Below are 21,370 nucleotides of genomic sequence, written 5' to 3'. Positions count from 1 at the left end.
AGTTTCCAAGTCTACTTCAAGACTTGCCGTACTTCACGTTATCATTTAAATGCATGCATATTGTTTTAATGGCCATAATGATTTTTATTCACAAAATTTCATTAATATTGACCGTATCAATCTATGACTTTATCATAACAGCAGGATAATGATAATCATTTTCAATTATGATTACCTCGTTAAGAAGGTATAGATCGGGAAGGGTGCAAAAAATGAAAAAATCTAGAAAAGGAAGAACGTTTGGGGGAGGAGCATTCATCCTGTTATTTGCGATTATGGTGATGTTATCAGGATGTAGTAATTCTCAAAAAACAACAGAAGCAGAGAAGACATCTGCTGAAACAAGTAATCAAGAAATAAGGACGATTAAGCATGAAATGGGAGAAACGGAAATTAAAGATACTCCGAAAAAAATAGTTACGCTTGAGTTATCTTTCGTTGATTCTTTAAATGCCCTAGGGATAAAACCTACCGGGATTTCAGATGACAACAAAAAAGAGATGATTACAAAACTTGTAGGTCAAGAAATGGATTATACTTCTGTAGGAACACGTGAGCAGCCGAATTTAGAGGTTATCAGTTCTTTACAGCCGGATTTAATCATTGCAGATGCTGAGCGGCATAAAGGGATTTATAAAGATTTACAGCAGATTGCTCCTACCATTGTTTTAAAAAGTCGGGAATCTACATATCAAGAAAATCTGGATTCTTTTAAAACGATTGCAAAGGCAGTCAATCAGGAAGATGCTGCAGAAAAAAGATTGAGCGAGCATGAAAAAACGATTAAGGAACTTAAATCAAAGCTTACTGTTGATTCAAATATGACGGTTTTACCTGCAGTTGTACGAGATACTTCATTCCAAGCCCATACTTCATCTTCTTATGATGGAGAATTGCTTGAGCGCATGGGATTGAAAAATGCCATTCAGCAGGAACTGCCACATGCCGAGATGAATCTTGAGCAGCTTGTCGAGATCGATCCGGATGTGCTGCTTTTAGCGAACAATGAGGGTAAGTTACTAACTGATGAGTGGAAAGACAATCCTCTTTGGAAAGACTTGAAGGCAGTAAAAAACGGACAAGTGTATAGTGTTGATCGAGATTTATGGACGAGATACCGCGGTGTTGTATCAGCAGAGGCCATTGCTAAAGACACTTTAAAAATGCTTGGTGAAGAATAGAGGAACAAAAGCGAAGTAAGAGATCCCATTCTTACTTCGCTTTCCATTAGGTTTAAATTTTGTTAGGAAGTGTGTTGTATAGACAATGGAAACTGTAGTTAGAAGTAAACTGAAAGTGTTATGTACTGCTATAGCTGGAATCGTTTTGTTAATCTTAGGCATCCTGACGAGTATTTCTGTGGGAGCGGCCGATATTGATGCATCAATGGTTTTGAAGTCCTTTTTTGAGGCCGACTCTTCCAAGGAACAGACAATTATACTGACTCTTCGATTGCCCCGAGCTATAGTTGGAGCGTTGGTCGGTGCTAATTTAGCGGTAGCAGGTGCTCTCATGCAGGCCATCACCCGGAATTCATTAGCTTCTCCACAAGTGTTCGGTGTCAATGCCGGTGCCTCATTTTTTATTGTGTCAGCTTTTGTTTTCTTTCCTAACCTTTCTTCCGTGTCTCTAGTTTGCGTTGCATTCATTGGTGCAGCAGTGGGGGGGATGGCAGTCTATTCTTTTGCTTCGGGCGGAGGAATGACCCAAGTGAAGCTGGCATTGGCTGGAATGGCTGTTCACTTTTTTTTATCTTCTTTAACGCAAGGCATGATCATCTTTAATGAACAAGCGAAAGATGTACTCTACTGGTTAGTCGGTTCAATTAATGGGAAAACATGGGCGCATGTAAACATGATCCTTCCTTGGTCTCTTTTCGGGCTATTAATTGCTGCCTTGTTCTCTCGATCTGTTTCCATCCTTGTCTTAGGAGAAAATATGGCGCAGGGACTTGGGCAGCGGGTGTACCGGATCCGTATTTTAGCAGGAATATTGGTGATCATTTTGGCAGGATCTTCGGTTGCCGTCGCAGGCCCAGTGGGATTTGTGGGATTGATCATTCCTCATATCGTCAGGAGAATGGTGGGAGGGGATTATCGAAGAATCATCCCTTTTTCTGCATTATTCGGCGCTTTACTCTTAGTTTACGCAGATATTCTCGCACGGTTCATCGCTTATCCTTTTGAGTCGCCGGTAGGCATCGTAACCGCTATAATCGGTGCGCCATTCTTCCTTTATTTAGCGAAGAGAGGGAGGAATATTAAGCAATGAAACTAAAACGGACATTTGGGTTGAAATCAACTTTGCACCCTTATTCCATTATCCTGGTGCTGACGTTTATCGTGCTGATTTTATCAATGGTGAGCCTGGGCTTAGGGGCCATATATATATCACCTTTAGAAATTCTTCAAAATTTCCTTGGAAATGGCATGCAAAGCCAGACATTCATTCTGCATAACTATCGCATACCACGCATTCTAATTGCCGTGATAGTGGGGGCTGGTTTGGCTGCGGCTGGAGCCATTCTGCAAGGAGTCCTTCGCAATCCGCTGGCTTCTCCAGATGTGATAGGGGTAACAAAAGGGGCCGGATTGGCAGCTGTTATCGTCATTGTTTTATTTCCGCAATCGCCCATTATCATACTGCCTCTTTCAGCTTTTATCGGAGCAGCGGTCATGGCGGCCATTTTGATGATATTTGTTTATAAAAAAGGAGCTCAACCAAATACGATAGCTTTGGTCGGAATCGCCTTAGGGGCCATATGTCAAGCTGGCATAGAGTATTTCATGGTCAAGTTCCCGGATGATGTAAACACGACACTGCTGTGGTTGACTGGCAGTCTATGGGGAAGAGGCTGGGATCAAGTATTGTTTTTGCTTCCATGTCTTGTGCTTGTACCGGTATTGTTTGCGTTAACTTCTAAAATGGATGTACTGAGCCTCGGAGACGATATAGCTACAGGTCTCGGTGAAAGGTCAAAATTACTGCGTTATATATTATTAAGCGTTTCTGTCATATTGATCGGGGTCTGTGTAGCTGCGGTTGGTTCCATCGGGTTCATTGGTTTAATCGCCCCCCATATTGCCCGGAGAGTGGTAGGGTCAAAATTCAAGGTTTTCCTTCCTGCTTCAGCTCTTTTTGGTTCTATCTTTCTACTCGTTGCCGATAGCCTGGGAAGAGGATTATTCCCTCCAATAGAAATACCCGCCGGAATTATCACTGCGGTGATTGGTGTACCATATTTTTTATATCTATTGCGCCGTGAAAGAAAAATAACATAAGGAAGGCTGAATATCATGACAACATTATCAGCAGAGCATCTTTCGCTCTCTTATGGGGCAACACAAATCATTGATAATATCGATTTGGAAATTCCTGAAGGTAAGATCAGTATAATCATTGGTTCCAATGGTTGTGGCAAATCTACCATTCTGCGGTCCCTGGCTAGATTATTAATGCCACAGCAAGGCACGATCTATTTAGATGGAAAGGCCATTCATCAGCAATCTTCCAAAGAAGTGGCAAAGAAATTGGCCATCTTGCCCCAAGCTCCGGAAGCTCCTGAAGATTTAACCGTTAAAGAACTATGCTATTATGGCAGGCATCCGCACAAAGGCTTATTTTCCAGACAAACCCCAGAAGATCATAGGATTGTCGACCGTGCCTTATCAGCAACAAAAATGACGGAGTTCGCCGATCGGACATTGGATGCATTATCTGGAGGACAAAGGCAAAGAGCATGGATTTCGATGGCCTTGGTACAAGAAACAGACCTTTTACTGTTAGATGAACCGACAACCTATCTGGATTTAGCGCACCAAATTGAAATATTGGAATTACTGCGTGATTTAAACGTAACTTATGGACGCACGATTGTCATGGTTCTGCATGATTTGAATCAAGCGGCACAGTATGCCGATCACCTGATTAGCATCAAGAAGGGAAAAATCTATAAAGAGGGACCGCCTGAAACGGTATTCACAAAAGAGATGATCAAGGACGTCTTCAGACTGGAATGCTGTATTATTGAAAATCCCGTTGATCAAACGCCTCTATGCATTCCAATTGGTTTATCACAGGATTAGAAACACAGCCGGTCGTACCGAATTAATTAAGTCAACATATTCATTGTTGGCTTTTTTGCTTATTTACGAAGGAATGTTGGATAGGGGTTGCCAAGATATTTTAGATCAAGAGTTTAAATGATAAAATGGAAAGACTTATATATTAAAGGAGACTTATATGGAAGCCAAATGTATTAAATTCTATGAGTTTGGGAATCCGCAAAAGGTTTTAAGAGTTGAAAATAAATGTATTCAAAGACCTTTCGAGGGGGAAGTCCTCGTTCGGATGACCACACGTCCCATTAATCCGTCTGACTTGCTGCCCATTCGCGGTGCCTATTCCCACCGAATCCCCTTGCCTTCCATACCTGGTTATGAAGGGGTCGGCATTGTAGAAGAGGTGGGTCCAGCGGTTTCGAAGGAGCTGATAGGCAAGCGTGTTCTGCCTTTGCGCGGTGAAGGGACCTGGCAGGATTATGTTAAAACATCAGCGGAGCTGGCCATCGCCATTCCTGATTCGATTGAAGACCATATAGCAGCACAATTATATATAAACCCGATAACCGCATGGCTAATCTGTACAGATGTATTAGCATTGAAACCGGATGATGTATTACTCGTAAATGCTTGCGGATCTTCCATTGGCCGTATACTCGCCCAGTTATCGAAGATTCTTGGGTTTAAGCTGATTGCTGTAACGAGGAACGATAAGTATACGGAAGAACTGCTTAAACTTGGTGCGTCATATGTAATCGATACGTCCCGATCACCATTGCATGATACAGTGATGGAACTGACGAATGGGCGCGGAGCGAAAGCGGCCATAGATTCAGTGGGCGGCATCGATGGTTCAGAACTAGCTTTTTGCGTACGGCCTTATGGCATCTTATTAACGATTGGCCTTTTATCAGGACAGTCTGTGAATTGGGCGGAAATTTCACAAAGGACAAAAGTGGATGTTAAAATGTTTCATCTGCGGCATTGGAATCAGCAAGCTTCCGTTCAAACTTGGCATGAAACGTTTAACCTTTTGATGGGGTTCATTGCTGATGAAAAGTTGAAGTTCAGGATGCCGGATTCCTCCTACAGCCTTCAAGATGTTAAAGAAGCGATTAATGTCACGAACAATAAAGTGAAGATTTTTTTAAGCAGCTGATTTTGCAAAGGGTAACCACTTAATTGAAGGAGGCATTAATCTTGAAGCTCTTCCAATAGGTTCCTAAGGTAAATGGAAATGGCCCCTGATAATATGGAATTACTTGATTACCTGTAAGGTGCTAGTTTAGAATGCGGAATAGGACATGTTGATACTGATACGACTTTGGAGGAAATACTTATGAAAACAATATATGTGAATGCTACATTTTTTACTATGGACAAGGAAAACCAAATCTTTGAAAACGGCATGATGATTGTACAAGATCATACGATATCCTACATCGGCCAGCATGATGAACAACAATTGGCAGATGCAGATCATGTGGTCAACCTTGGCGGGAAATGGATCATGCCAGGCCTTGTGAATGCCCATTCGCATATTGTAATGACCCTTTTACGCGGTATCGGGGACGATATGCTGCTGAAGCCATGGCTTGAAACGAAAATATGGCCGATTGAAAGCCAGTTTACAACGGAAATCGCATCTGTGAGTTCACAGCTTGGCATTATGGAAATGATGAAATCAGGAACCACGACATTTTCGGATATGTTCAATCCTAATGGAATAGATGCGGGTGCTGTCATGGAGACGATAGGCGAAACAGGAATGCGCGGAGCCTTTTCCTACACGATCTTCAGCTTGGGTACCGAAAAAGACCAAAAAGCGAACCTCATGGGGGCTGAGCAGTTTTCAAAAAACTATAAAACGTTTGCCGATGGCCGCCTGACTACCATGGTCGCACCACATAGCCCATATGCCTGCACACCTGAAGCGATCATGGAAAGTGCACGGATTGCAAAAGAGAATGATTTGATGGTGCACATCCACGTATCGGAAACGGACTTTGAAATCCTCGACATCGAAAAACGTTACGGATCCCGTCCTGTCGAGCACCTTCGCCGTCTAGGCCTGTTCGATCAGCCTACCGTGATGGCACATGGTGTAGTCCTTAATGATGAAGAACGGGCGATCCTAAAACAGCATGATGTTCGCGTTGCCCATAATCCAATCAGTAACCTGAAGCTCGGATCGGGAATAGCAGATGTCGTCAGCCTTCTTGATGCAGGCATTAAAGTGGGAGTGGCAACAGACGGCGTCGCCTCCAATAACAACTTCGATATGTTCGAAGAAATGAGGACAGCTGCATTACTGCAAAAAGGAATGTATAAGGATGCCACTAAATTCCCTGCCCAAACAGCACTCGCCATGGCCACAAGAATGGGCGCGGAAGCGATAGGCATGGGTCATACAGGATCACTGGAAGCTGGTAAAAAAGCAGATTTCATCACCATTTACCCATATGACAAAGAACACCTCCAGCCACTGAGTGAAGCCTATTCGCACCTGCTTTATGCAGCACGCGGAAATGACGTATGCGATGTATACATTGATGGCAAAATGGTCGTGAAAGACGGCGGCTGCTTAACGATCGATGAAGAAAAAGTAATCGCCGAAACCAATCGTCTGCAAGGTACCCTATCAAGATAACGCTGATGGGGAAACAAACGGATGCACAGAAGAAGGAGCTGCCATTTGCAGCTTCTTTTTTATGGGTTTGGGAGTAATTATTTTGATGTATCGAATGGCAACCAAAAAGGAATTGCCGCTAGTATTATGGATTGAACAACCCGCCACTTATCGACCTTACAGTCTGATTGAAGTGGAGGATTCCTAAGAACATTAGCCTATCGGCCAATTTTTAATTAGGCTATCCCCGTAGTTCCTACGGTTAGAAGCCTTATGGCTTCGTTCATTAGATTGAGTCCTGCGTTAATATCTCGATCGTGGTGAGTAGAACAAGAAGGACAATCCCATTCAAGAAGATTCAGATGTTTAACGTCTTTATTTTGGTACCCGCAGCTAGAACACAATTGGCTAGAAGCAAACGTTTTAGATACGGTCACGATTTGTTTACCATACCATTTTGCTTTGTATTCCAACATTGTTTTGAATTGGTACCAAGATACTTCACTAATCGCTTTAGCTAGTTTGTGATCTTTCATCATATTGGACACTTGCAAGTCTTCCATTCCAATAACATCGTGGTTTTTGATGATTTCGGTTGAGACTTTATGTAAGTAATCCATTCGGGCATTTGAAATTTTTTCGTGTAGGATGGCCACTTTTCGTTTTTGTTTTTGATAGTTTTTGGCTTCAGCCAATGGTTTGTTTTGATTCAAGGCTATTTCTTGTCGCCTTGAAAGAATCCGTTGTGCTTTGGCCAATTTTTTTTCGACCGTCCGGAAGAATTTTGGGTTTTGATAGACCGTACCATCTGAGAGAATCGCAAGGTTCTTCAAACCAAGATCTACACCGCACGAACGATTCGTTTTAGGAAGTATTTGTACATCGGTTTTGGCTAAAACGGAAATGAAATACCTCCCCGAAGGGTTCCGCCTGATTGTGGCATTGATGATTCGCCCCTCGACTTCGCGGCTTTTAGCAAAACGAACGAAACCGAGTTTGGGCAATTTGATCCTATTTCCAATCATTTCTATATTTCCATTCGTATGTTTAGTCGTGTAGGACTGGACCGGATTCTTTTTCGATTTGAAGCGTGGTGACTTGTTTTGCTTTTTATAATATCGACTATAGGAATCTGCTAGATTTTCCACCGATTTCTGTAAGGCTATACTGTCTACTTCTTTCAGGAAAGAACACTCTTTCTTTAAAGCTGGAAGTTCTTTGATTGTTGCGTATTTATTCAGAAAAGAATCTTTCCATTCATTAGAGGGTAATTGGCCGTTCTGCTTCATTTCTTCACAGATATACCAGTAGGCATCTTTCTCCTTTTGTTTGCCTAAAAAGAAGTTATAGACAAAACGGGAGCAGCCGATCGTTTTATTGATGAGAACTAGTTGTTCTTTCGTTGGGTAGATTCGGAATTTATAAGCTTTGTTTACCATTGGTTTCACCCCCTTATAGGTAGTATCAACCAAGGAACGTACGTTTGTCAAAGAATACTTTGGCTTAGGCCAACCGCCATTCATCACCCCCTTACCGTTGGTCTCTCGCCCTTCACACGCTTGAAGAGGGAGTCTTCTGGCGGGAAATGATAAATTGTTCTTAACACCTAGAAAATCCGTTGTGAATCCAGTATCTTGGAAATATGTAAACAAAGTCAGCCAGCTAAAAATATTAATAAGAAAATGGGGACGGCAAAAACGGTTAAAAACGAAAAAATGCCGCTGATCGCAACTATTATCCAGCTGCTAATCAGCAAGCAGCTGGATAAAAAACCTTTAACCGCATGGTTCACGAATTACTGAAAATCTACGTATTAATTATTCACGATTTTCCAATTTCCTTGCTTCGGGGGAAATGGTCGAAAAAGGAGGACAAGATGGATGGACAGTTCATTGTTAAAAGAGCATTTGTATCAGCTGGAGGAGAAATTGTTAAAGTCTGAAGTTCGTACATCTCCAGAAGAGCTTTCATCATTATTGAAAGATGATTTCTTTGAGTTCGGCAGTTCGGGTAACATATGGTCTAAAAGCGATTTTATGGGGCAAGAGGGAGCCGGAGCTGTGAACATGACACTAAGTCAATTTGAGTTGCATCCATTGTCTGATGATACCGTGTTAACTACATATCGAATTTTTGATGAAGATAAGTTGGAACATACCTTAAGAAGTTCAATTTGGAAATGTACGGATGGAAGATGGCAAATGTTTTTTCATCAAGGCACAAAAACAAAAGGGTCCCTTTAAGCCTTTTATTTAATGAGTTTTGACTGCTTGGAAACTATTTCACTAAAATGATAGAGGGGGATGAAGTTGATCTTTCGTACCATGGATACGGACAAAGATAAAGATATTATCGTTAAATTCCGGAACAGATTCCTATGTTGTAAGTTTTGGATCTGAAGCTGGTTTTGGAGATGAAAATACATATTTGCAACGAATGGAAGAACGGGTCCGCAAATTTCCGGATGGACAGGTGATCATTGAAAAGGATCAAGAACCGATTGGACAAATGGAACTTCAAATTCGGGAGTATGAAGGAACTGAGATTGGCTATGTGAATCTCTTTTATCTTATTCCCGAATACCGCAGTAAAGGCCTTGGCAAGGAATTGGTTCGCTACGCAGAAAGCTTTTTCAGGCAATTTAATGTATCCGAATATCATTTAAGGGTTTCTCCGGATAACCAAAGGGCGGTTTCTTTATATACGAATTCAGGCATGATGAAGATAAGGGAAGAAAATGAAATATATCCCGTATGGAGAATGAGCAAATCACTATAAAAATAGAAAAAATAAATTATATTAATATAATTAAAAAGTATCGATTCACTATACTGTGAAACTATTTATAGCGATGAAAAATATGGTTGACTTTAGAGAAATTAGAATATATAGTGAAGGACATAATTAAATATAACGTTAATTCTTATCAAGAGATGTGGAGGGACTTGGCCCTATGATACCTCGGCAGCGGGTTTTTACTTTTGTAAAAATACTGTGCTAATTCCAACGGACGAAAGTTTGAAAGATAAGAAGGAGCTTTTCTTAGATAATTAATTTAAGAGTTTACTCTTTTTTTATGTCTAAAGAGGCCTCTTCTGTCTGACGACGGAAGAGGCCTCTTTTGTTTATTCAAAATGTATATGGTTATTGGAGAATTGGTGCAGTTACTCATGAGTTTCGCGCAATTACTCGTGAGTTTGGCGGAATTTAACCTATCATTATGAAACGTTGCAAAGCTCTTCTCTCTGGATAATGAATTCGTACAAATAAACAGCATGGGGGGAGATTGGATGATTGAGTTTCAAGATGTTAAAAAGGTTTATCAAACAAAGAAACAGACTGTCGAGGCTTTGAAGGGCATTAATTTGACAGTGGAAAAGGGGGATATATTCGGGGTAGTCGGTTATAGCGGGGCCGGGAAGAGTACGTTGATCAGGCTGGTCAATTTGCTTGAACAACCTTCAGATGGTTCGGTGATTGTTGGGGGCAAGGATTTGACCAAATTAAGCCCGAAGGAATTACGGGCTGAAAAGAAAAAAATCGGGATGATCTTTCAGCATTTCAACTTGCTTAACTCAAAGACTGTTTTTGATAATATTGCCATGCCGCTGGTTTTATCGGGAACTCCGGCTAAGGAAATCAAAAACCGGGTAGGCGAGCTGTTGGAGTTCGTTGGCTTATCGAGCAAAGCAAATAGTTATCCTGAACAATTATCCGGCGGTCAAAAGCAGCGTATCGGCATTGCAAGGGCATTGGCTACGAATCCATCGATCTTATTGTGTGATGAAGCTACGTCGGCATTGGATCCACAAACAACGAGTGCCGTTCTGCAGCTCTTAAAGAAAATTAATAAAGAATACAATATCACCATCCTGCTAATCACTCATGAGATGTCTGTAATTCGGGAAATTTGCAATAAGGTAGCGGTCATGGAGGGCGGATGTGTCGTTGAACAAGGTTCGGTTTTCGAAGTTTTCGCCAAGCCGCAAACGGATATTGCAAAAAACTTCGTGAGAACGGTCATACATGATGAGATTCCACAAAGTTTCTTAAAAAGCATAGGGTCTCACATCCCGATTATTTGGAAAATTAATTTTATTGGGACTACTTCGGGTACTCCTTTACTTTCAACCATCTCTAAGAAATATGATGTTCATTTAAGTGTCTTATCAGCCAATATTTCTGAAATTCAGGAAACGCCTTTCGGGAATTTGATCATCGAAGTGACCGGGAACAAAAATGAGGTGGACAAGGCTTATCAATATATTAAAAATGAGGGGATTCTCGTCCAGGAGGTGCAGATAAATGGGTAATACGCTTTGGGGAATGGAAATAACGGCAGACCAGCTGTTGACAGCTTTCGGTGACACACTTTATATGGTAGCCATCTCATTGGTATTTTCCGGATTGATTGGGCTTCCGCTCGGTATCCTGCTTGTCATTACAAGAAAGGGTCACATCCTGGAGAATAAATGGATCTTTAATATATTGAACCCGATCATCAATATACTGCGGTCGGTTCCTTTCATCATCTTGCTTGTAGCAGTTATTCCGCTTACAAGAATGATTGTCGGCAGTGCGATCGGAACGAATGCGGCCATTGTTCCGCTTATCTTTTACGCGGCTCCTTATATTGCCCGGCTAGTGGAAAACTCGCTGTTGGAAGTGGACAAAGGGATTATCGAGGCGGCTCAGGCGATGGGGGCGACAACATGGCAAATCATTTATCGTTTTTTGATTCCCGAGGGACTTAGCTCGTTGATCCTTACATTTACAACAGCGACAATCGGGCTTGTTGGATCTACGGCGATGGCAGGTGCCGTCGGTGCAGGCGGGGTCGGGGATTTAGCTTTGGCTTACGGTTATCAAAGGTTCGATACGATGACGATGATCGTCACAGTGGCGGCGCTCGTGATCATCGTTCAATTACTGCAATCCACCGGGAACTTTGTTTCAAGAAAAATCAGAAGAAGATAAAAATAACAGGAGGTAGGAAAAATGAAAAAAATCTTATTAACGATCATGGTATTGGCATTGGCCACCGTGGCTGCAGCATGCGGGAACAATGAGGGTGCATCAGGGAGTTCGGATGATGTGAAAACCGTGAAAGTCGGTGTCAGCAGCGGGGATACGAGAACATGGGAATACATTGTCGACTTAGCGAAAGAGGAAGGGCTTAATATCGAACTGGTCACTTTCAATGATTATATCCAACCGAACCTTGCGTTAAGCGAAGGTGAAATTGATGCCAATTCATTCCAGACGGTCGCCTATTTCGATGAATTCGTTCAAGATCAAAATCTAAAATTGGAGGCCATCGGGTCGACTGTCATTGCACCTATGGGCCTTTATTCAAAAAAACATAAAAGTCTCAAAGATCTTCCGGATGGTGCTACGGTAGCCGTTCCGAATGAAGCAACAAACTTTGGCCGTGCACTGCTCCTCCTTCAGGAAGCTGGATTGATTACATTGAAAGAGGAATTCAATGGATCGGGATCATTGGAAATCATTAAGGAAAATCCGAAAAACTTGAAAATCCAACCTGTTGCTGCCGGCAATACACCCCGTCTATTGGATGATGCCGATGCTTCAGCCATCAATAATAACTTTGCCGTCGAAGCAGGCCTTACTTTGAAAGATTCATTATTCCATGAAAGTAAAACGGCGAAACCATATATTAATATCATTGCAGTTAAAAAGGGTAATGCAGATCGTCCTGAGCTGCAAAAATTAGTGGAGCTTTATCAATCGAAAGAAGTGGAAACGTTCATTGAAAAAACGTTTAAAGGCAACACCATTCCTGCCTATGTTTCTGTAGATGAATTAGTGAATTACCAGGATGCTTGGACAAAACCAGCTAATGAAAAGTAATGGATGTATTCAAGAAAAAGGGGAGATTAAGAGTATGGCGAGCGAATTGGTGCTGAAGCAGCATAAGCAGATCATTGAAGATCATATCGACCTTCATTCCGAATTATATATCAAAACGAGTCAAGCCATTCATGCCAAACCTGAAATTGGGAATCAAGAGTTCTTCGCTTCGGATACATTAACCGGAATACTTCGAAATGAAGGATTTGAAGTGACCCGCAATATAGCCGGGCATGAAACAGGATTCATCGCCAAAAAAACCTCTTCAAAGAAAGGACCCACAATTGCCTTTTTAGCAGAGTATGATGCATTGCCGGGTTTAGGCCATGCTTGCGGCCATAATATCATTGGCACAACGAGTGTTGCAGCAGGCATTTCCCTGGCTCAAGTGCTGGAGGAAACCGGCGGAGAGGTGATCGTTTTCGGAACACCGGCTGAAGAGGGCGGGCCGAATGGAAGTGCAAAAGGCAGCTTTGTGAAGCACGGTCTATTTGATGGGGTGGATGCGGCCATCCTTATCCATCCTGCCGGCAAAACGGGTGTAACAAGTCCGTTTTTGGCTGTCGACCCCCTTGATTTTCATTTTTACGGGAAGTCAGCACATGCAGCAGCTGCACCTGAAGAAGGCGTGAATGCACTTGACGGGGTGATTCAGCTGTTCAATGGCATTAATGCTTTGCGTCAACAGCTCCCGACCGAGGTCAAAATTCACGGAATAATCACCAATGGCGGGGAAGCGCCTAACATCATTCCTGAATATGCTTCCGCCAGATTTTACATTAGAGCAACAACATGGAAACTTTGCCAAGAAGTATCCAATAAAATACGTGCTGTTGCTGATGGGGCAGCACTTGCCACAGGAAGCACGGTTAAGGTTGAACGTTTCCAAAATGAAGTGCTCGATTTTGTCATTAATCCAGTTCTGGATGAACTGCTAAAAGAAGAACTAGCTCAATTAGGGGAAGCGGTGGCTCCTCGAAAAGAGAGTGGCTTTGGCTCGACGGATGCAGGTAATGTAAGCCATGTAGTGCCGACAGCACATCCTTATATAAAAATTGGACATGATGAGTTGATTGCCCATACGAATGAATTCCGCGACTGTGCCAAATCCCCTGCTGGAGACAAGGCCATCCTGACCGGAGCAAAAGCTCTGGCACTTACAGGTTATAAATTGATTTCGGATAAAGACCTGTTGGATCAAGTGAAAGCGGCATTTCATGAAGCGAAGCAAAAATAAATAAGATGCAGGAAAAAAACAGTTGACTACGGAGCATAGAGTTAGTATTATAAAAACAACAATACCAAGTAATAAGATATGAATTATAGGTTAACTGACCGGAAAACCGGAGACTTTTCTTTCATGTAAAGAGGTGTCTCCGGTTTTTTTGTGAATGGGCAAGTCGAAAGATTATCTTTCAATACATATTAAAAAAGGAGGATTTATCATGGGGATATTATTACGTAAAGCCATTGAGAAAAAAAGAAACTACCTGATCAACAAGTTGATTAACAAGGGAGTATATAAAAAGAATGACATCCATCTATTTGAATTAACCTTAACCGATTTGGAGAATGAATATATTAAAATAAGTAAAATCGAGGAGAAGGAATCCGACGATCATTCCCCCTGTCTAAGGATACATTTCATATAATGTCAGAATAAAAGGAGAGGGCAAAATGAGGAAGGGCATGGAAGAAAGGCGGAAGGAATTAATCTATAAGCTTATGATCCATACTGTAAATAAAACTGTGGAACAGCTTATGAAGTTAACTTTAAAAGAATTGGAAACAGAATATAAAAAGGTTCAAAATGACTGTCACCCCCATAGTGATGCGGGTTCGATACATTGGGTCAATACAAAACTTAATTCATCATAAAAAATTCCATCATTTTGCTAACGGCTGCTTGTGCAGATTCTACATGATATTTTGAATTGTAAGGGTCACTGAATCCGTGTACTCCCATGAATTTATGAACTTCGACATTCTTTCTTTCTAAAGCTGAAATTAACTCGTCGACATTAAATGATGGCTCTTCTAGCGGGAAAAATAGCAGTGCAGGGCATCGTGGCGCCAATTCTGCATAATTCCTAATACGCGAACCGTAGTAACCAACTATTCCATCGACACATTCTTCCTCACTGCACAGCCAAGCTACAGTTGCCCCTGCACTGAATCCAAGGATGAAAATCTTTTGGTATTCATCTTTTATATCCGATAATATATCCTTTATCTTATATAAAGCACCCGTGAAACCTACGTTCTCCATAAAATGTCGATAAGCAGCATCCTCTTGGGAATAATCATATGGCACTTCACGTTCTAACAAATCCGGACAGATCACATCAAAACCCTGTTTTGATAATAACTCACAATAACCCTGCATATGTTGGTTCAGACCATATATTTCGTGAATGACAATGATGACAGTATCGGACTTTTTCTGTATGTTCAACATTTTTTACCTCCTTATACGAATTTCTTCCATTATAAATACAGACGTCTTTAGTTTCTAAAGACTCTATATCCAAAAGGGTATAGCATCGATTTATTTATAAACATGTGAATGAACTAGAGTCTCTTTCCAATGGATCATTAGGTATAGGGAAGTTCTTTTCCTTCTAAAAATGCTTTTAAGTTAGCCAAACTAAGTTCATATCCGTCCATGTTAATGGATACTCCAGTGCCTTCAGATTCTGGGAATATTTCAAAAGTGAAAACGAGTTTATCCGAATCCGAGGAATAAGAAAACCTTTCGTAAGGGATTATTTCTTGGATTGTAAAGCTCATTGGGATGCTTTCATTCTCTTTAAGATTGTTATGTGCACTAGGCATTAATACGAAGATGGCCTTCTCTCCAACCTTGAGTTTAGGAATATTCCATTTTGAACCCGGGGCATACCATTTAGAAATGATTTCATCATTCGTAATCGCATTCCAAACATTTTCCTGGTTTTCATGAATTAGAACAGAGTTCCTATCATTATTCATTTGACTAACCTCCGTATTTTTCTATGGATTATATAGAAAGTTTAGGGAATATACAAGAAGATTTTATAAGTCTAGCGAAACCGCATAGAACCAACATGCATGTGACGAAAATGTAAGATAATGGATTGAATTGTTAGGAAGAACGATGGAGATTTATTTCCTTTCTCTATAATATGTAAGAAAAAGAGGAAGGTTGGATATGAAATGGACTTTTTTGAGTTGAATATCAATGTATTCAGAATGATCAATGACTTAGGGAAACAGTACGATTATTTAAACCCTTCTGCCATTTTCATTGCCGAGTACATGGTATTTTTATTAGCTTTGGCAGTCATCGTAATATGGTTCACTCGAAATGAACAGAGCAGGATGATGGTTGTTTGTGGGATGATTACGTTTGTAATAGCTGAAATGATGGGAAAAATGGCAGGGAGATTGCATTCGAATAATCAGCCATTTGCCGAATTGACCAATGTTAATAAGTTAATTGAGAAAGCAGTGGATAATTCATTTCCAAGCGACCATACCATCTTGTTTTTCTCGTTTTGTGTATCTTTTTGGCTTTTCAAAAGAGGATGGTGGTTGTTATGGATCATGCTGGCATTCCTTGTTGGCATTTCCCGTATTTGGGTAGGTGTGCACTTTCCAGCGGATGTGCTGGCAGGAGCTATACTGAGCACCATTTCAGGATTGGCGGTTTACCTTGTTGTTCCTAAAATAAGCTTGTTTCATAAATTATTAGGGGGATATGAGAGGTATGAACAAATGGTTCTATCCCCGTTAACTAAATCGATGGAAAAAAAGTCAAAGGATTTGTAAGCGGAATCAAAAAACAGGGTTGCTCAGGCAGCCTTTTTTTAAAATACAAAAATAACCATATGGTGATATTGATGGTAAAATAAAGTGAAAGCAATCCATAGCAATGGGGGGACTTATATTGATTGATATTCAAGAAATCAAAGACATTATCAGGCATCGCTATCCATTTCTTTTAGTTGATAGAGTTTTGGAATTGGAAGAAGGAAAGAGGGCGGTGGCCATTAAAAATGTAACGGCAAATGAAGAGTTTTTTACTGGTCACTTTCCCAATTACCCAGTGATGCCAGGTGTATTGATCGTGGAGGCATTAGCACAGGTAAGTGCTGTTGTCATGCTTACAAAAGAAGAAAATAAAGGGCGGATCGGGCTTTTGGCTGGGATTGATGGATGTCGTTTTAAAAGGCAAGTAAGACCAGGGGACCAATTACGTTTAGAAGTAGAGATTACTCGCTTGAAAGGTCCTATCGGTAAAGGAAAAGGAAGGGCTACTGTCGAGGGGGAAACTGTATGCGAGACAGAGCTCATTTTTGCTTTTGGTGATTAACGGGGGAATGATGGTGATACCGATAAAAAAAGCTTACGGGTATGTGACAAGAATCAATAATGGAGAAACACAGGTATTGGTTTTTCGACATCCCATTAGGGAAGCCGGTATACAGATACCCAAGGGAACAGTGAAGCCTCAAGAAGATGCTTACCAAGCAGTGCTTAGGGAAATGAAAGAAGAAACAGGTCTGGAAAATTTTCATGTGGAGAAATTAATGGCAGTAGATTTTTGGGAGAACGCTGATGGTGCCATACATAATAGATATTTTTATCGAATAAGTGTATCGAATGTTCCTGATGAATGGGAACATCAGCCGACTGGTGGAGGAGATGAAGAGGGGCTGACATTCCATTTCTTCTGGATTTCATCCGAACATGAAGTGCAACTTATCAAAGGGCATGGAGATTATTTAAACCAGATATTTACCTAACCTGCAGTTTATCAAAACCGGCCAAGGTCATTATGATCTTGGCCGGTTGTTTTTTAATGATCAGGTTTGTTTTTCGGTAATGAAAGTTTTTACGGTTGGCGGTTCATATGTAATGAATTGATCAAGAAGTCCATTTGGTTCAACATCTACCAGCGCCATGGAACGGAATTTTTCATGCAGGAACTGTTCGTCGGACATATGGTTGAATAAAGCGACCAAAGGATCATAATAGTGATTGATATTTAAGAGTCCGCAAGGTTTTTGATGAAGACCAAGCTGAGCCCAAGTGAAAATCTCAAAGAATTCTTCCAATGTTCCAGGCCCGCCTGGCAAGGCCATGAACCCATCTGCAAGCTCAGCCATTTTTGCTTTTCTTTCATGCATGGATTCCACGACGATCAGTTCGGTTAAATTCTTATGTGCTATTTCCTTTTTTTCTAGAAAATCTGGCATCACTCCAATTACATTTCCTCCTGCTTCCAAAACGGAATCTGCAACTGCACCCATGATCCCTACACTGGAGCCTCCGTAAACAAGGGTAATATTACGCCTTGCCAATTCCGCACCCAGTTTTTTAGCCTCTTCTGCATAGACAGCAGATGCACCTTTGCTTGATCCACAAAATACAGCTAGACTTTTCAAAATATCACATCTCCCATTTTTCAGTAATCTTCCTTTCTTATCATACAAAATTCAAGGGGATTTGTTAAACTTGAATGATCTAATGAAAGGTGGATGAATATGGACGTTACTGAATTTCAACAATGGGTAAAAGATTATTATGAAGCACGCGGGTGGTCAGAATTGGACATTTTCATTCGCATTGGCTTTTTGGCAGAAGAAACCGGCGAGGTTGCACGAGCCATTCGCTCCCTTGAGATTGGCAGGGATAGACCTGATGAAGTTATCGGTTCGTTTGAAGAGAACATACAGGAGCTAACCGAAGAGTTGGGAGATGTGTTAGGAAACTTGATTGTGATTGCGAACAAGTACAAAATCCCCTTGGAAGAAGTGTTCAATGCCCATAAAAAGAAGCTATCTGAACGCTATGATCATGCATAAGTTCTTCTCGTTTAATAGGTGAACAAGAAGTGAGCATGATCGCATAGCCGATAGCAAGATTTGCAATGAAAAAGGATTATTGAATGAAGGAATTTCCAATTTCCACACAAACGAAAAAGTGTTAAAGGGTATGATAAATTGTATTTAAGGAGAAATATATTCTTGAAAATAGTTAAAATCATCTTGGTAATAATTGTAGTTGCCTTATCAGCCTATCAGCTAATTACCGGAAATTTTTAGTTGATGCCGTATTCTATGTTTTTTCTGGCGGCAATTTTGTTAATAACGGGATTAGAGGAACCCCAAAAAGAGAGAAAAGGAGGCTTTTTGGGGTGGCTGTTGTCTCATCATTTCTTTTCGTTGTTTCCATACTGGGTTTCTTAATGGATTAATTGTTTTAGTTAAAACAACTCTTTTTTTAGGCGATAAAGGGGGCATCCCCCTCTTTATTTAATATCCTTTAAGAATTCTTCCAAGGAATCATATAATACAGATGGTTCCCATTCGCCCATACCATGTTCAGCAATCAGAACAGGATAATTTTTATTATGTATATCGACAAATATTGGGTCACCTAAATCTTCATCGTAACCAATAACAAACCAACTTTCTTTCCAATCTCCTTCGTCATTGCCTACAAAGGAGTTGCCTTCCTCATCTTCTCTATATCCTAGTTGTCCTTCTTCAAATTCCTCTTTGGAAAACAGATGAAAAAAAACGGACATCTTTTCCTCTTTTTCACCCTTAAATGATTTTTCAATCTCATTAGTTTCGAGTGCTTCAAATCTTTTAAGAATCTTCTCTAAATCTTGATTTACCAACATCCTTACCTTCCTTTCGATACATTGAATATTTTAATTATAGCTTCTTTCTTCAATTAAGGTGCGTTAATTCAATAACTAGGTTGTTTTCGGCAACCTTGCAATTAAAGGGGCAGGTTAAAATAAATAGTTGAAGAATATATAGAATAAACGGGAGGTGTGGAGGAGGAAAATGAGGATAATAGAACTGCCAATTGAATTTGAATTTAATGGACAAAAAAATCACATTAATCCTAGCTTGATTATTTCAAAGAATCAACTAACCTTGGTCGATACAGGGTATCCTGAATTTTTACCTTTCATTGAAAATGAAATTTTTAAAAATGGTTATGACATGAAGAATTTAAAGAATATAATCATTACCCATTATGATATTGATCATATAGGTTCCTTATATGATTTCAAGGAAAAGTATCCTTTGATTAACATGATCGCCAGTGAAGTGGAGTCAAAATATATTAGTGGTGAAATGAAGTCAGAGAGATTGGTTCAAGCCGAAGAAATGCTGGAAAATATGCCGATTCAAGAAATTGAATTCGGTAAATGGTTTATACAACAATTAAAGAATTTGAAGCATGTTTCAATTGATGAAAAGGTACATGATGGTGATTGGATTTTGGATAACGAATGTAGAGTAGTAGCAACGCCAGGGCATACTTCAGGTCATATTTCATTATATTTTCCAAGTTTAAAAAGTGTAATAGCAGGTGACGCAGCTGTTAAAGAGAATCATGAATTGGTGATTGCTAATCCACACTTTTGTTTAAATGTCGAGAAAGCAGAACAGTCTTTAAGAAAGATTAAAGATCTAAAAGCTGAAAATTATTATTGTTATCATGGTGGGACATTCACTTTATAATGGAGTTTTGCTTATGATTGGAGCTGTCTTTAAAGGCAGCTTTTTCTTATGTGTTTGAAGTTTTAAAAGTAGTGAAGGTGGTGAGAGCTTCGCTTATACAGAAAAAACCGAACTTCTTACAGTTCGGTCAAGCGAAGGTGGGGGAATATAACCTTTGGAATGAATTTTTGTAGAATCATAATATCTTAATAATTCTGCTGTTCACTTACAACAGGAAATGAAACCCCCATAGATCGTAAAGCTTCTTTTGCTTGATTTAAGTAGGATTCTGCTTGTTCTTGCCATTTGATAATCACTTTAATGAAGGCAATATAATTAGGGCTTGCATTTTCCTCCATTATCTTTAATCCTTCACGTACTTTTTTATCTTGGGTTTCAGCATTCACTATACAAGCTGTCATTGTTTCTACAATGGTTTGCTGTTGCTCACCATTTTTTAGCCTTTGGGCTGACCCTACTGCGGTTACACGGTGATATGATGCGGGGATTAGATGGTTATGCATCTCGCGATTTCCTTTTAAATCTTTGGTTTCTGGTATATGGAAAAGCTCACTGCTCATAGCACATACCATTTCTTCAGCATATAAACTTTGGTGCAACATATATAAAATAGGTTCCCAGTTATTTACTCGATAATAATAATCATTCGGATACAAAAAAACATCTCCTCTTTCAGTACATTTTATAGTTATCATTTAGGATCGAAATGAATGAAATTGTATTTTCCATCTTATGTTTATTAATGTTGTCCAGTTCAAATAATATTGCAGAGGTTAAACATGGATAACTGATTCGTGAATGTCAAATTAAAAATGTAACTTTACCAAATTGGAGATGGAGACTGTTGCTGTCATTTTCCTGATTGGAGCATAAGATGATATAGCCCATTTATTCCTCATTAAAAATAAGGAGATGTTTATATATGTCAGGTTGTGAACAGGGTTTTGACCGCGGGTTTGGTTTTGGTGGAGGTTTCGCCTTAATAGTCGTTTTGTTTATACTCTTAATCATTGTTGGATGTAGTTGTTTTTAAGGCGGGAATGAGCGACTTCTGCTAAAAAAGCATAAAATAGCCCGACCTTTATTGGTCGGGCTTCAACAGTAGATAATTGAGCCTGTCTGCCATTATTAAAAAACGTTCGGAGTTGATTTCAGAAATCCGCTCCCTTTCCGCCGACTGTCTGCCAAGCCTCCTCACCGCAAGCGGCTGTGGGGTCTCGGCTAGCCAGTTATTCGGCAGGAGTGTCGCAAATTTCTTCCATCCATTAAGGATTACTTTA

Annotated in this window: 28 protein-coding genes and 1 riboswitch; of the genes, 21 read left to right on the top strand and 7 right to left on the bottom strand. The window is 40.3% G+C overall.

Going from position 1 to position 21,370, the window contains the following annotated elements; translation table 11 throughout:
• Window positions 1-212: 212 nt before the first annotated feature.
• From ACIQ0C_RS08170 to ACIQ0C_RS08145, 6 genes are all read left to right on the top strand, one after another.
• The gene (locus tag ACIQ0C_RS08170) at window positions 213-1,181 is read left to right on the top strand and encodes an ABC transporter substrate-binding protein (protein ID WP_403058881.1); all 969 of its coding nucleotides are present in this window, start codon (window positions 213-215) and stop codon (window positions 1,179-1,181) included.
• 85 nt (window positions 1,182-1,266) lie between these two features.
• Entirely contained in the window at window positions 1,267-2,271 is a 1,005-nt protein-coding gene (locus tag ACIQ0C_RS08165) for a FecCD family ABC transporter permease (protein ID WP_403058879.1), read from the top strand.
• Window positions 2,268-3,281: a FecCD family ABC transporter permease gene (locus ACIQ0C_RS08160; protein WP_403058877.1), complete on the top strand. Its 1,014-nt coding sequence runs from the start codon at window positions 2,268-2,270 to the stop codon at window positions 3,279-3,281. The genes ACIQ0C_RS08165 and ACIQ0C_RS08160 overlap by 4 nt, the downstream gene beginning before the upstream one ends.
• Before the next feature lie 15 nt (window positions 3,282-3,296).
• A complete protein-coding gene (locus tag ACIQ0C_RS08155) occupies window positions 3,297-4,085 on the top strand; it encodes an ABC transporter ATP-binding protein (RefSeq protein ID WP_402838360.1) in 789 nt (262 codons plus the stop codon).
• A gap of 157 nt (window positions 4,086-4,242) precedes the next feature.
• A complete protein-coding gene (locus ACIQ0C_RS08150; protein WP_403058874.1) occupies window positions 4,243-5,220 on the top strand; it encodes a zinc-dependent alcohol dehydrogenase family protein in 978 nt (325 codons plus the stop codon).
• Window positions 5,221-5,400: 180 nt separating this feature from the next.
• Entirely contained in the window at window positions 5,401-6,711 is a 1,311-nt protein-coding gene (locus tag ACIQ0C_RS08145; RefSeq protein ID WP_403058872.1) for an amidohydrolase family protein, read from the top strand.
• A gap of 215 nt (window positions 6,712-6,926) precedes the next feature.
• Here the strand turns inward: ACIQ0C_RS08145 and tnpB are convergent, their stop codons facing one another.
• The gene (tnpB, locus tag ACIQ0C_RS08140; protein ID WP_403058870.1) at window positions 6,927-8,129 is read right to left on the bottom strand and encodes an IS200/IS605 family element RNA-guided endonuclease TnpB; all 1,203 of its coding nucleotides are present in this window, start codon (window positions 8,127-8,129) and stop codon (window positions 6,927-6,929) included.
• A gap of 195 nt (window positions 8,130-8,324) precedes the next feature.
• Here tnpB and ACIQ0C_RS08135 point away from each other — a divergent pair, with 195 nt between their 5' ends.
• From ACIQ0C_RS08135 to ACIQ0C_RS08095, 9 genes are all read left to right on the top strand, one after another.
• On the top strand, window positions 8,325-8,492 hold the full coding sequence (locus ACIQ0C_RS08135; RefSeq protein WP_403058868.1) for a hypothetical protein: 168 nt from the start codon (window positions 8,325-8,327) through the stop codon (window positions 8,490-8,492).
• A 78-nt stretch (window positions 8,493-8,570) separates the two neighbouring features.
• Window positions 8,571-8,933: a nuclear transport factor 2 family protein gene (locus ACIQ0C_RS08130; RefSeq protein ID WP_403058866.1), complete on the top strand. Its 363-nt coding sequence runs from the start codon at window positions 8,571-8,573 to the stop codon at window positions 8,931-8,933.
• Between the two features lie 193 nt (window positions 8,934-9,126).
• The gene (locus ACIQ0C_RS08125; RefSeq protein ID WP_403059025.1) at window positions 9,127-9,468 is read left to right on the top strand and encodes a GNAT family N-acetyltransferase; all 342 of its coding nucleotides are present in this window, start codon (window positions 9,127-9,129) and stop codon (window positions 9,466-9,468) included.
• 142 nt (window positions 9,469-9,610) lie between these two features.
• Window positions 9,611-9,722, top strand: a riboswitch (SAM riboswitch).
• Between the two features lie 258 nt (window positions 9,723-9,980).
• Complete coding sequence (locus tag ACIQ0C_RS08120) at window positions 9,981-11,003, top strand: methionine ABC transporter ATP-binding protein (protein ID WP_403058864.1); 1,023 nt, start codon at window positions 9,981-9,983, stop codon at window positions 11,001-11,003.
• 13 nt (window positions 11,004-11,016) lie between these two features.
• Window positions 11,017-11,667 carry a methionine ABC transporter permease gene (locus tag ACIQ0C_RS08115; RefSeq protein ID WP_402838496.1) on the top strand — a complete coding sequence of 217 codons (651 nt, stop codon included), beginning with the start codon at window positions 11,017-11,019 and terminating at the stop codon, window positions 11,665-11,667.
• Between the two features lie 21 nt (window positions 11,668-11,688).
• Complete coding sequence (locus tag ACIQ0C_RS08110) at window positions 11,689-12,561, top strand: MetQ/NlpA family ABC transporter substrate-binding protein (RefSeq protein WP_403058862.1); 873 nt, start codon at window positions 11,689-11,691, stop codon at window positions 12,559-12,561.
• A 34-nt stretch (window positions 12,562-12,595) separates the two neighbouring features.
• On the top strand, window positions 12,596-13,798 hold the full coding sequence (locus ACIQ0C_RS08105; protein WP_403058860.1) for a M20 family metallopeptidase: 1,203 nt from the start codon (window positions 12,596-12,598) through the stop codon (window positions 13,796-13,798).
• A gap of 208 nt (window positions 13,799-14,006) precedes the next feature.
• The gene (locus tag ACIQ0C_RS08100; RefSeq protein ID WP_403058858.1) at window positions 14,007-14,213 is read left to right on the top strand and encodes a Fur-regulated basic protein FbpA; all 207 of its coding nucleotides are present in this window, start codon (window positions 14,007-14,009) and stop codon (window positions 14,211-14,213) included.
• Between the two features lie 25 nt (window positions 14,214-14,238).
• Window positions 14,239-14,439 (top strand): Fur-regulated basic protein FbpA, encoded by a 201-nt coding sequence (locus tag ACIQ0C_RS08095; protein WP_403058856.1) that lies wholly within the window; start codon window positions 14,239-14,241, stop codon window positions 14,437-14,439.
• On the opposite strand, the gene ACIQ0C_RS08090 is transcribed toward ACIQ0C_RS08095, so the two are convergent.
• On the bottom strand, window positions 14,426-15,019 hold the full coding sequence (locus tag ACIQ0C_RS08090) for a dienelactone hydrolase family protein (RefSeq protein ID WP_403058854.1): 594 nt from the start codon (window positions 15,017-15,019) through the stop codon (window positions 14,426-14,428). The two genes, ACIQ0C_RS08095 and ACIQ0C_RS08090, sit on opposite strands and share 14 nt — an antisense overlap.
• A gap of 137 nt (window positions 15,020-15,156) precedes the next feature.
• Complete coding sequence (locus tag ACIQ0C_RS08085; protein ID WP_403058852.1) at window positions 15,157-15,552, bottom strand: SRPBCC family protein; 396 nt, start codon at window positions 15,550-15,552, stop codon at window positions 15,157-15,159.
• A gap of 204 nt (window positions 15,553-15,756) precedes the next feature.
• Here ACIQ0C_RS08085 and ACIQ0C_RS08080 point away from each other — a divergent pair, with 204 nt between their 5' ends.
• From ACIQ0C_RS08080 to ACIQ0C_RS08070, 3 genes are all read left to right on the top strand, one after another.
• Window positions 15,757-16,371 (top strand): undecaprenyl-diphosphatase, encoded by a 615-nt coding sequence (locus ACIQ0C_RS08080; protein ID WP_403058850.1) that lies wholly within the window; start codon window positions 15,757-15,759, stop codon window positions 16,369-16,371.
• 118 nt (window positions 16,372-16,489) lie between these two features.
• Entirely contained in the window at window positions 16,490-16,915 is a 426-nt protein-coding gene (gene fabZ, locus ACIQ0C_RS08075) for a 3-hydroxyacyl-ACP dehydratase FabZ (RefSeq protein WP_342602906.1), read from the top strand.
• A gap of 10 nt (window positions 16,916-16,925) precedes the next feature.
• The gene (locus ACIQ0C_RS08070; protein WP_403058848.1) at window positions 16,926-17,348 is read left to right on the top strand and encodes an NUDIX hydrolase; all 423 of its coding nucleotides are present in this window, start codon (window positions 16,926-16,928) and stop codon (window positions 17,346-17,348) included.
• Window positions 17,349-17,408: 60 nt separating this feature from the next.
• Here ACIQ0C_RS08070 and ACIQ0C_RS08065 read toward each other — a convergent pair whose 3' ends face one another.
• On the bottom strand, window positions 17,409-17,990 hold the full coding sequence (locus tag ACIQ0C_RS08065; protein WP_403058846.1) for an LOG family protein: 582 nt from the start codon (window positions 17,988-17,990) through the stop codon (window positions 17,409-17,411).
• Window positions 17,991-18,089: 99 nt separating this feature from the next.
• Between ACIQ0C_RS08065 and ACIQ0C_RS08060 the strand changes: the two genes are divergently transcribed.
• Window positions 18,090-18,410, top strand: a complete 321-nt coding sequence (locus ACIQ0C_RS08060; RefSeq protein WP_403058844.1) for a MazG nucleotide pyrophosphohydrolase domain-containing protein — start codon at window positions 18,090-18,092, stop codon at window positions 18,408-18,410.
• A gap of 446 nt (window positions 18,411-18,856) precedes the next feature.
• Here the strand turns inward: ACIQ0C_RS08060 and ACIQ0C_RS08055 are convergent, their stop codons facing one another.
• The gene (locus tag ACIQ0C_RS08055; protein WP_403059023.1) at window positions 18,857-19,252 is read right to left on the bottom strand and encodes an SMI1/KNR4 family protein; all 396 of its coding nucleotides are present in this window, start codon (window positions 19,250-19,252) and stop codon (window positions 18,857-18,859) included.
• A 151-nt stretch (window positions 19,253-19,403) separates the two neighbouring features.
• Here ACIQ0C_RS08055 and ACIQ0C_RS08050 point away from each other — a divergent pair, with 151 nt between their 5' ends.
• Window positions 19,404-20,090, top strand: a complete 687-nt coding sequence (locus tag ACIQ0C_RS08050) for an MBL fold metallo-hydrolase (protein WP_403058842.1) — start codon at window positions 19,404-19,406, stop codon at window positions 20,088-20,090.
• Between the two features lie 185 nt (window positions 20,091-20,275).
• Here ACIQ0C_RS08050 and ACIQ0C_RS08045 read toward each other — a convergent pair whose 3' ends face one another.
• Complete coding sequence (locus ACIQ0C_RS08045) at window positions 20,276-20,746, bottom strand: hypothetical protein (protein ID WP_403058840.1); 471 nt, start codon at window positions 20,744-20,746, stop codon at window positions 20,276-20,278.
• A 266-nt stretch (window positions 20,747-21,012) separates the two neighbouring features.
• Here ACIQ0C_RS08045 and ACIQ0C_RS08040 point away from each other — a divergent pair, with 266 nt between their 5' ends.
• A complete protein-coding gene (locus tag ACIQ0C_RS08040) occupies window positions 21,013-21,123 on the top strand; it encodes a YjcZ family sporulation protein (protein WP_402838321.1) in 111 nt (36 codons plus the stop codon).
• Between the two features lie 48 nt (window positions 21,124-21,171).
• Here ACIQ0C_RS08040 and ACIQ0C_RS08035 read toward each other — a convergent pair.
• Window positions 21,172-21,370 (bottom strand): hypothetical protein (locus tag ACIQ0C_RS08035; protein WP_403058838.1); only part of this gene is annotated, 199 nt, incomplete at its 5' end.

Source organism: Peribacillus sp. NPDC096448 (assembly GCF_044762675.1).
Classification (GTDB): Bacteria; Bacillota; Bacilli; order Bacillales; family DSM-1321; genus Peribacillus; species Peribacillus frigoritolerans_B.
This window is presented reverse-complemented; position numbering and strand designations above follow the sequence as displayed.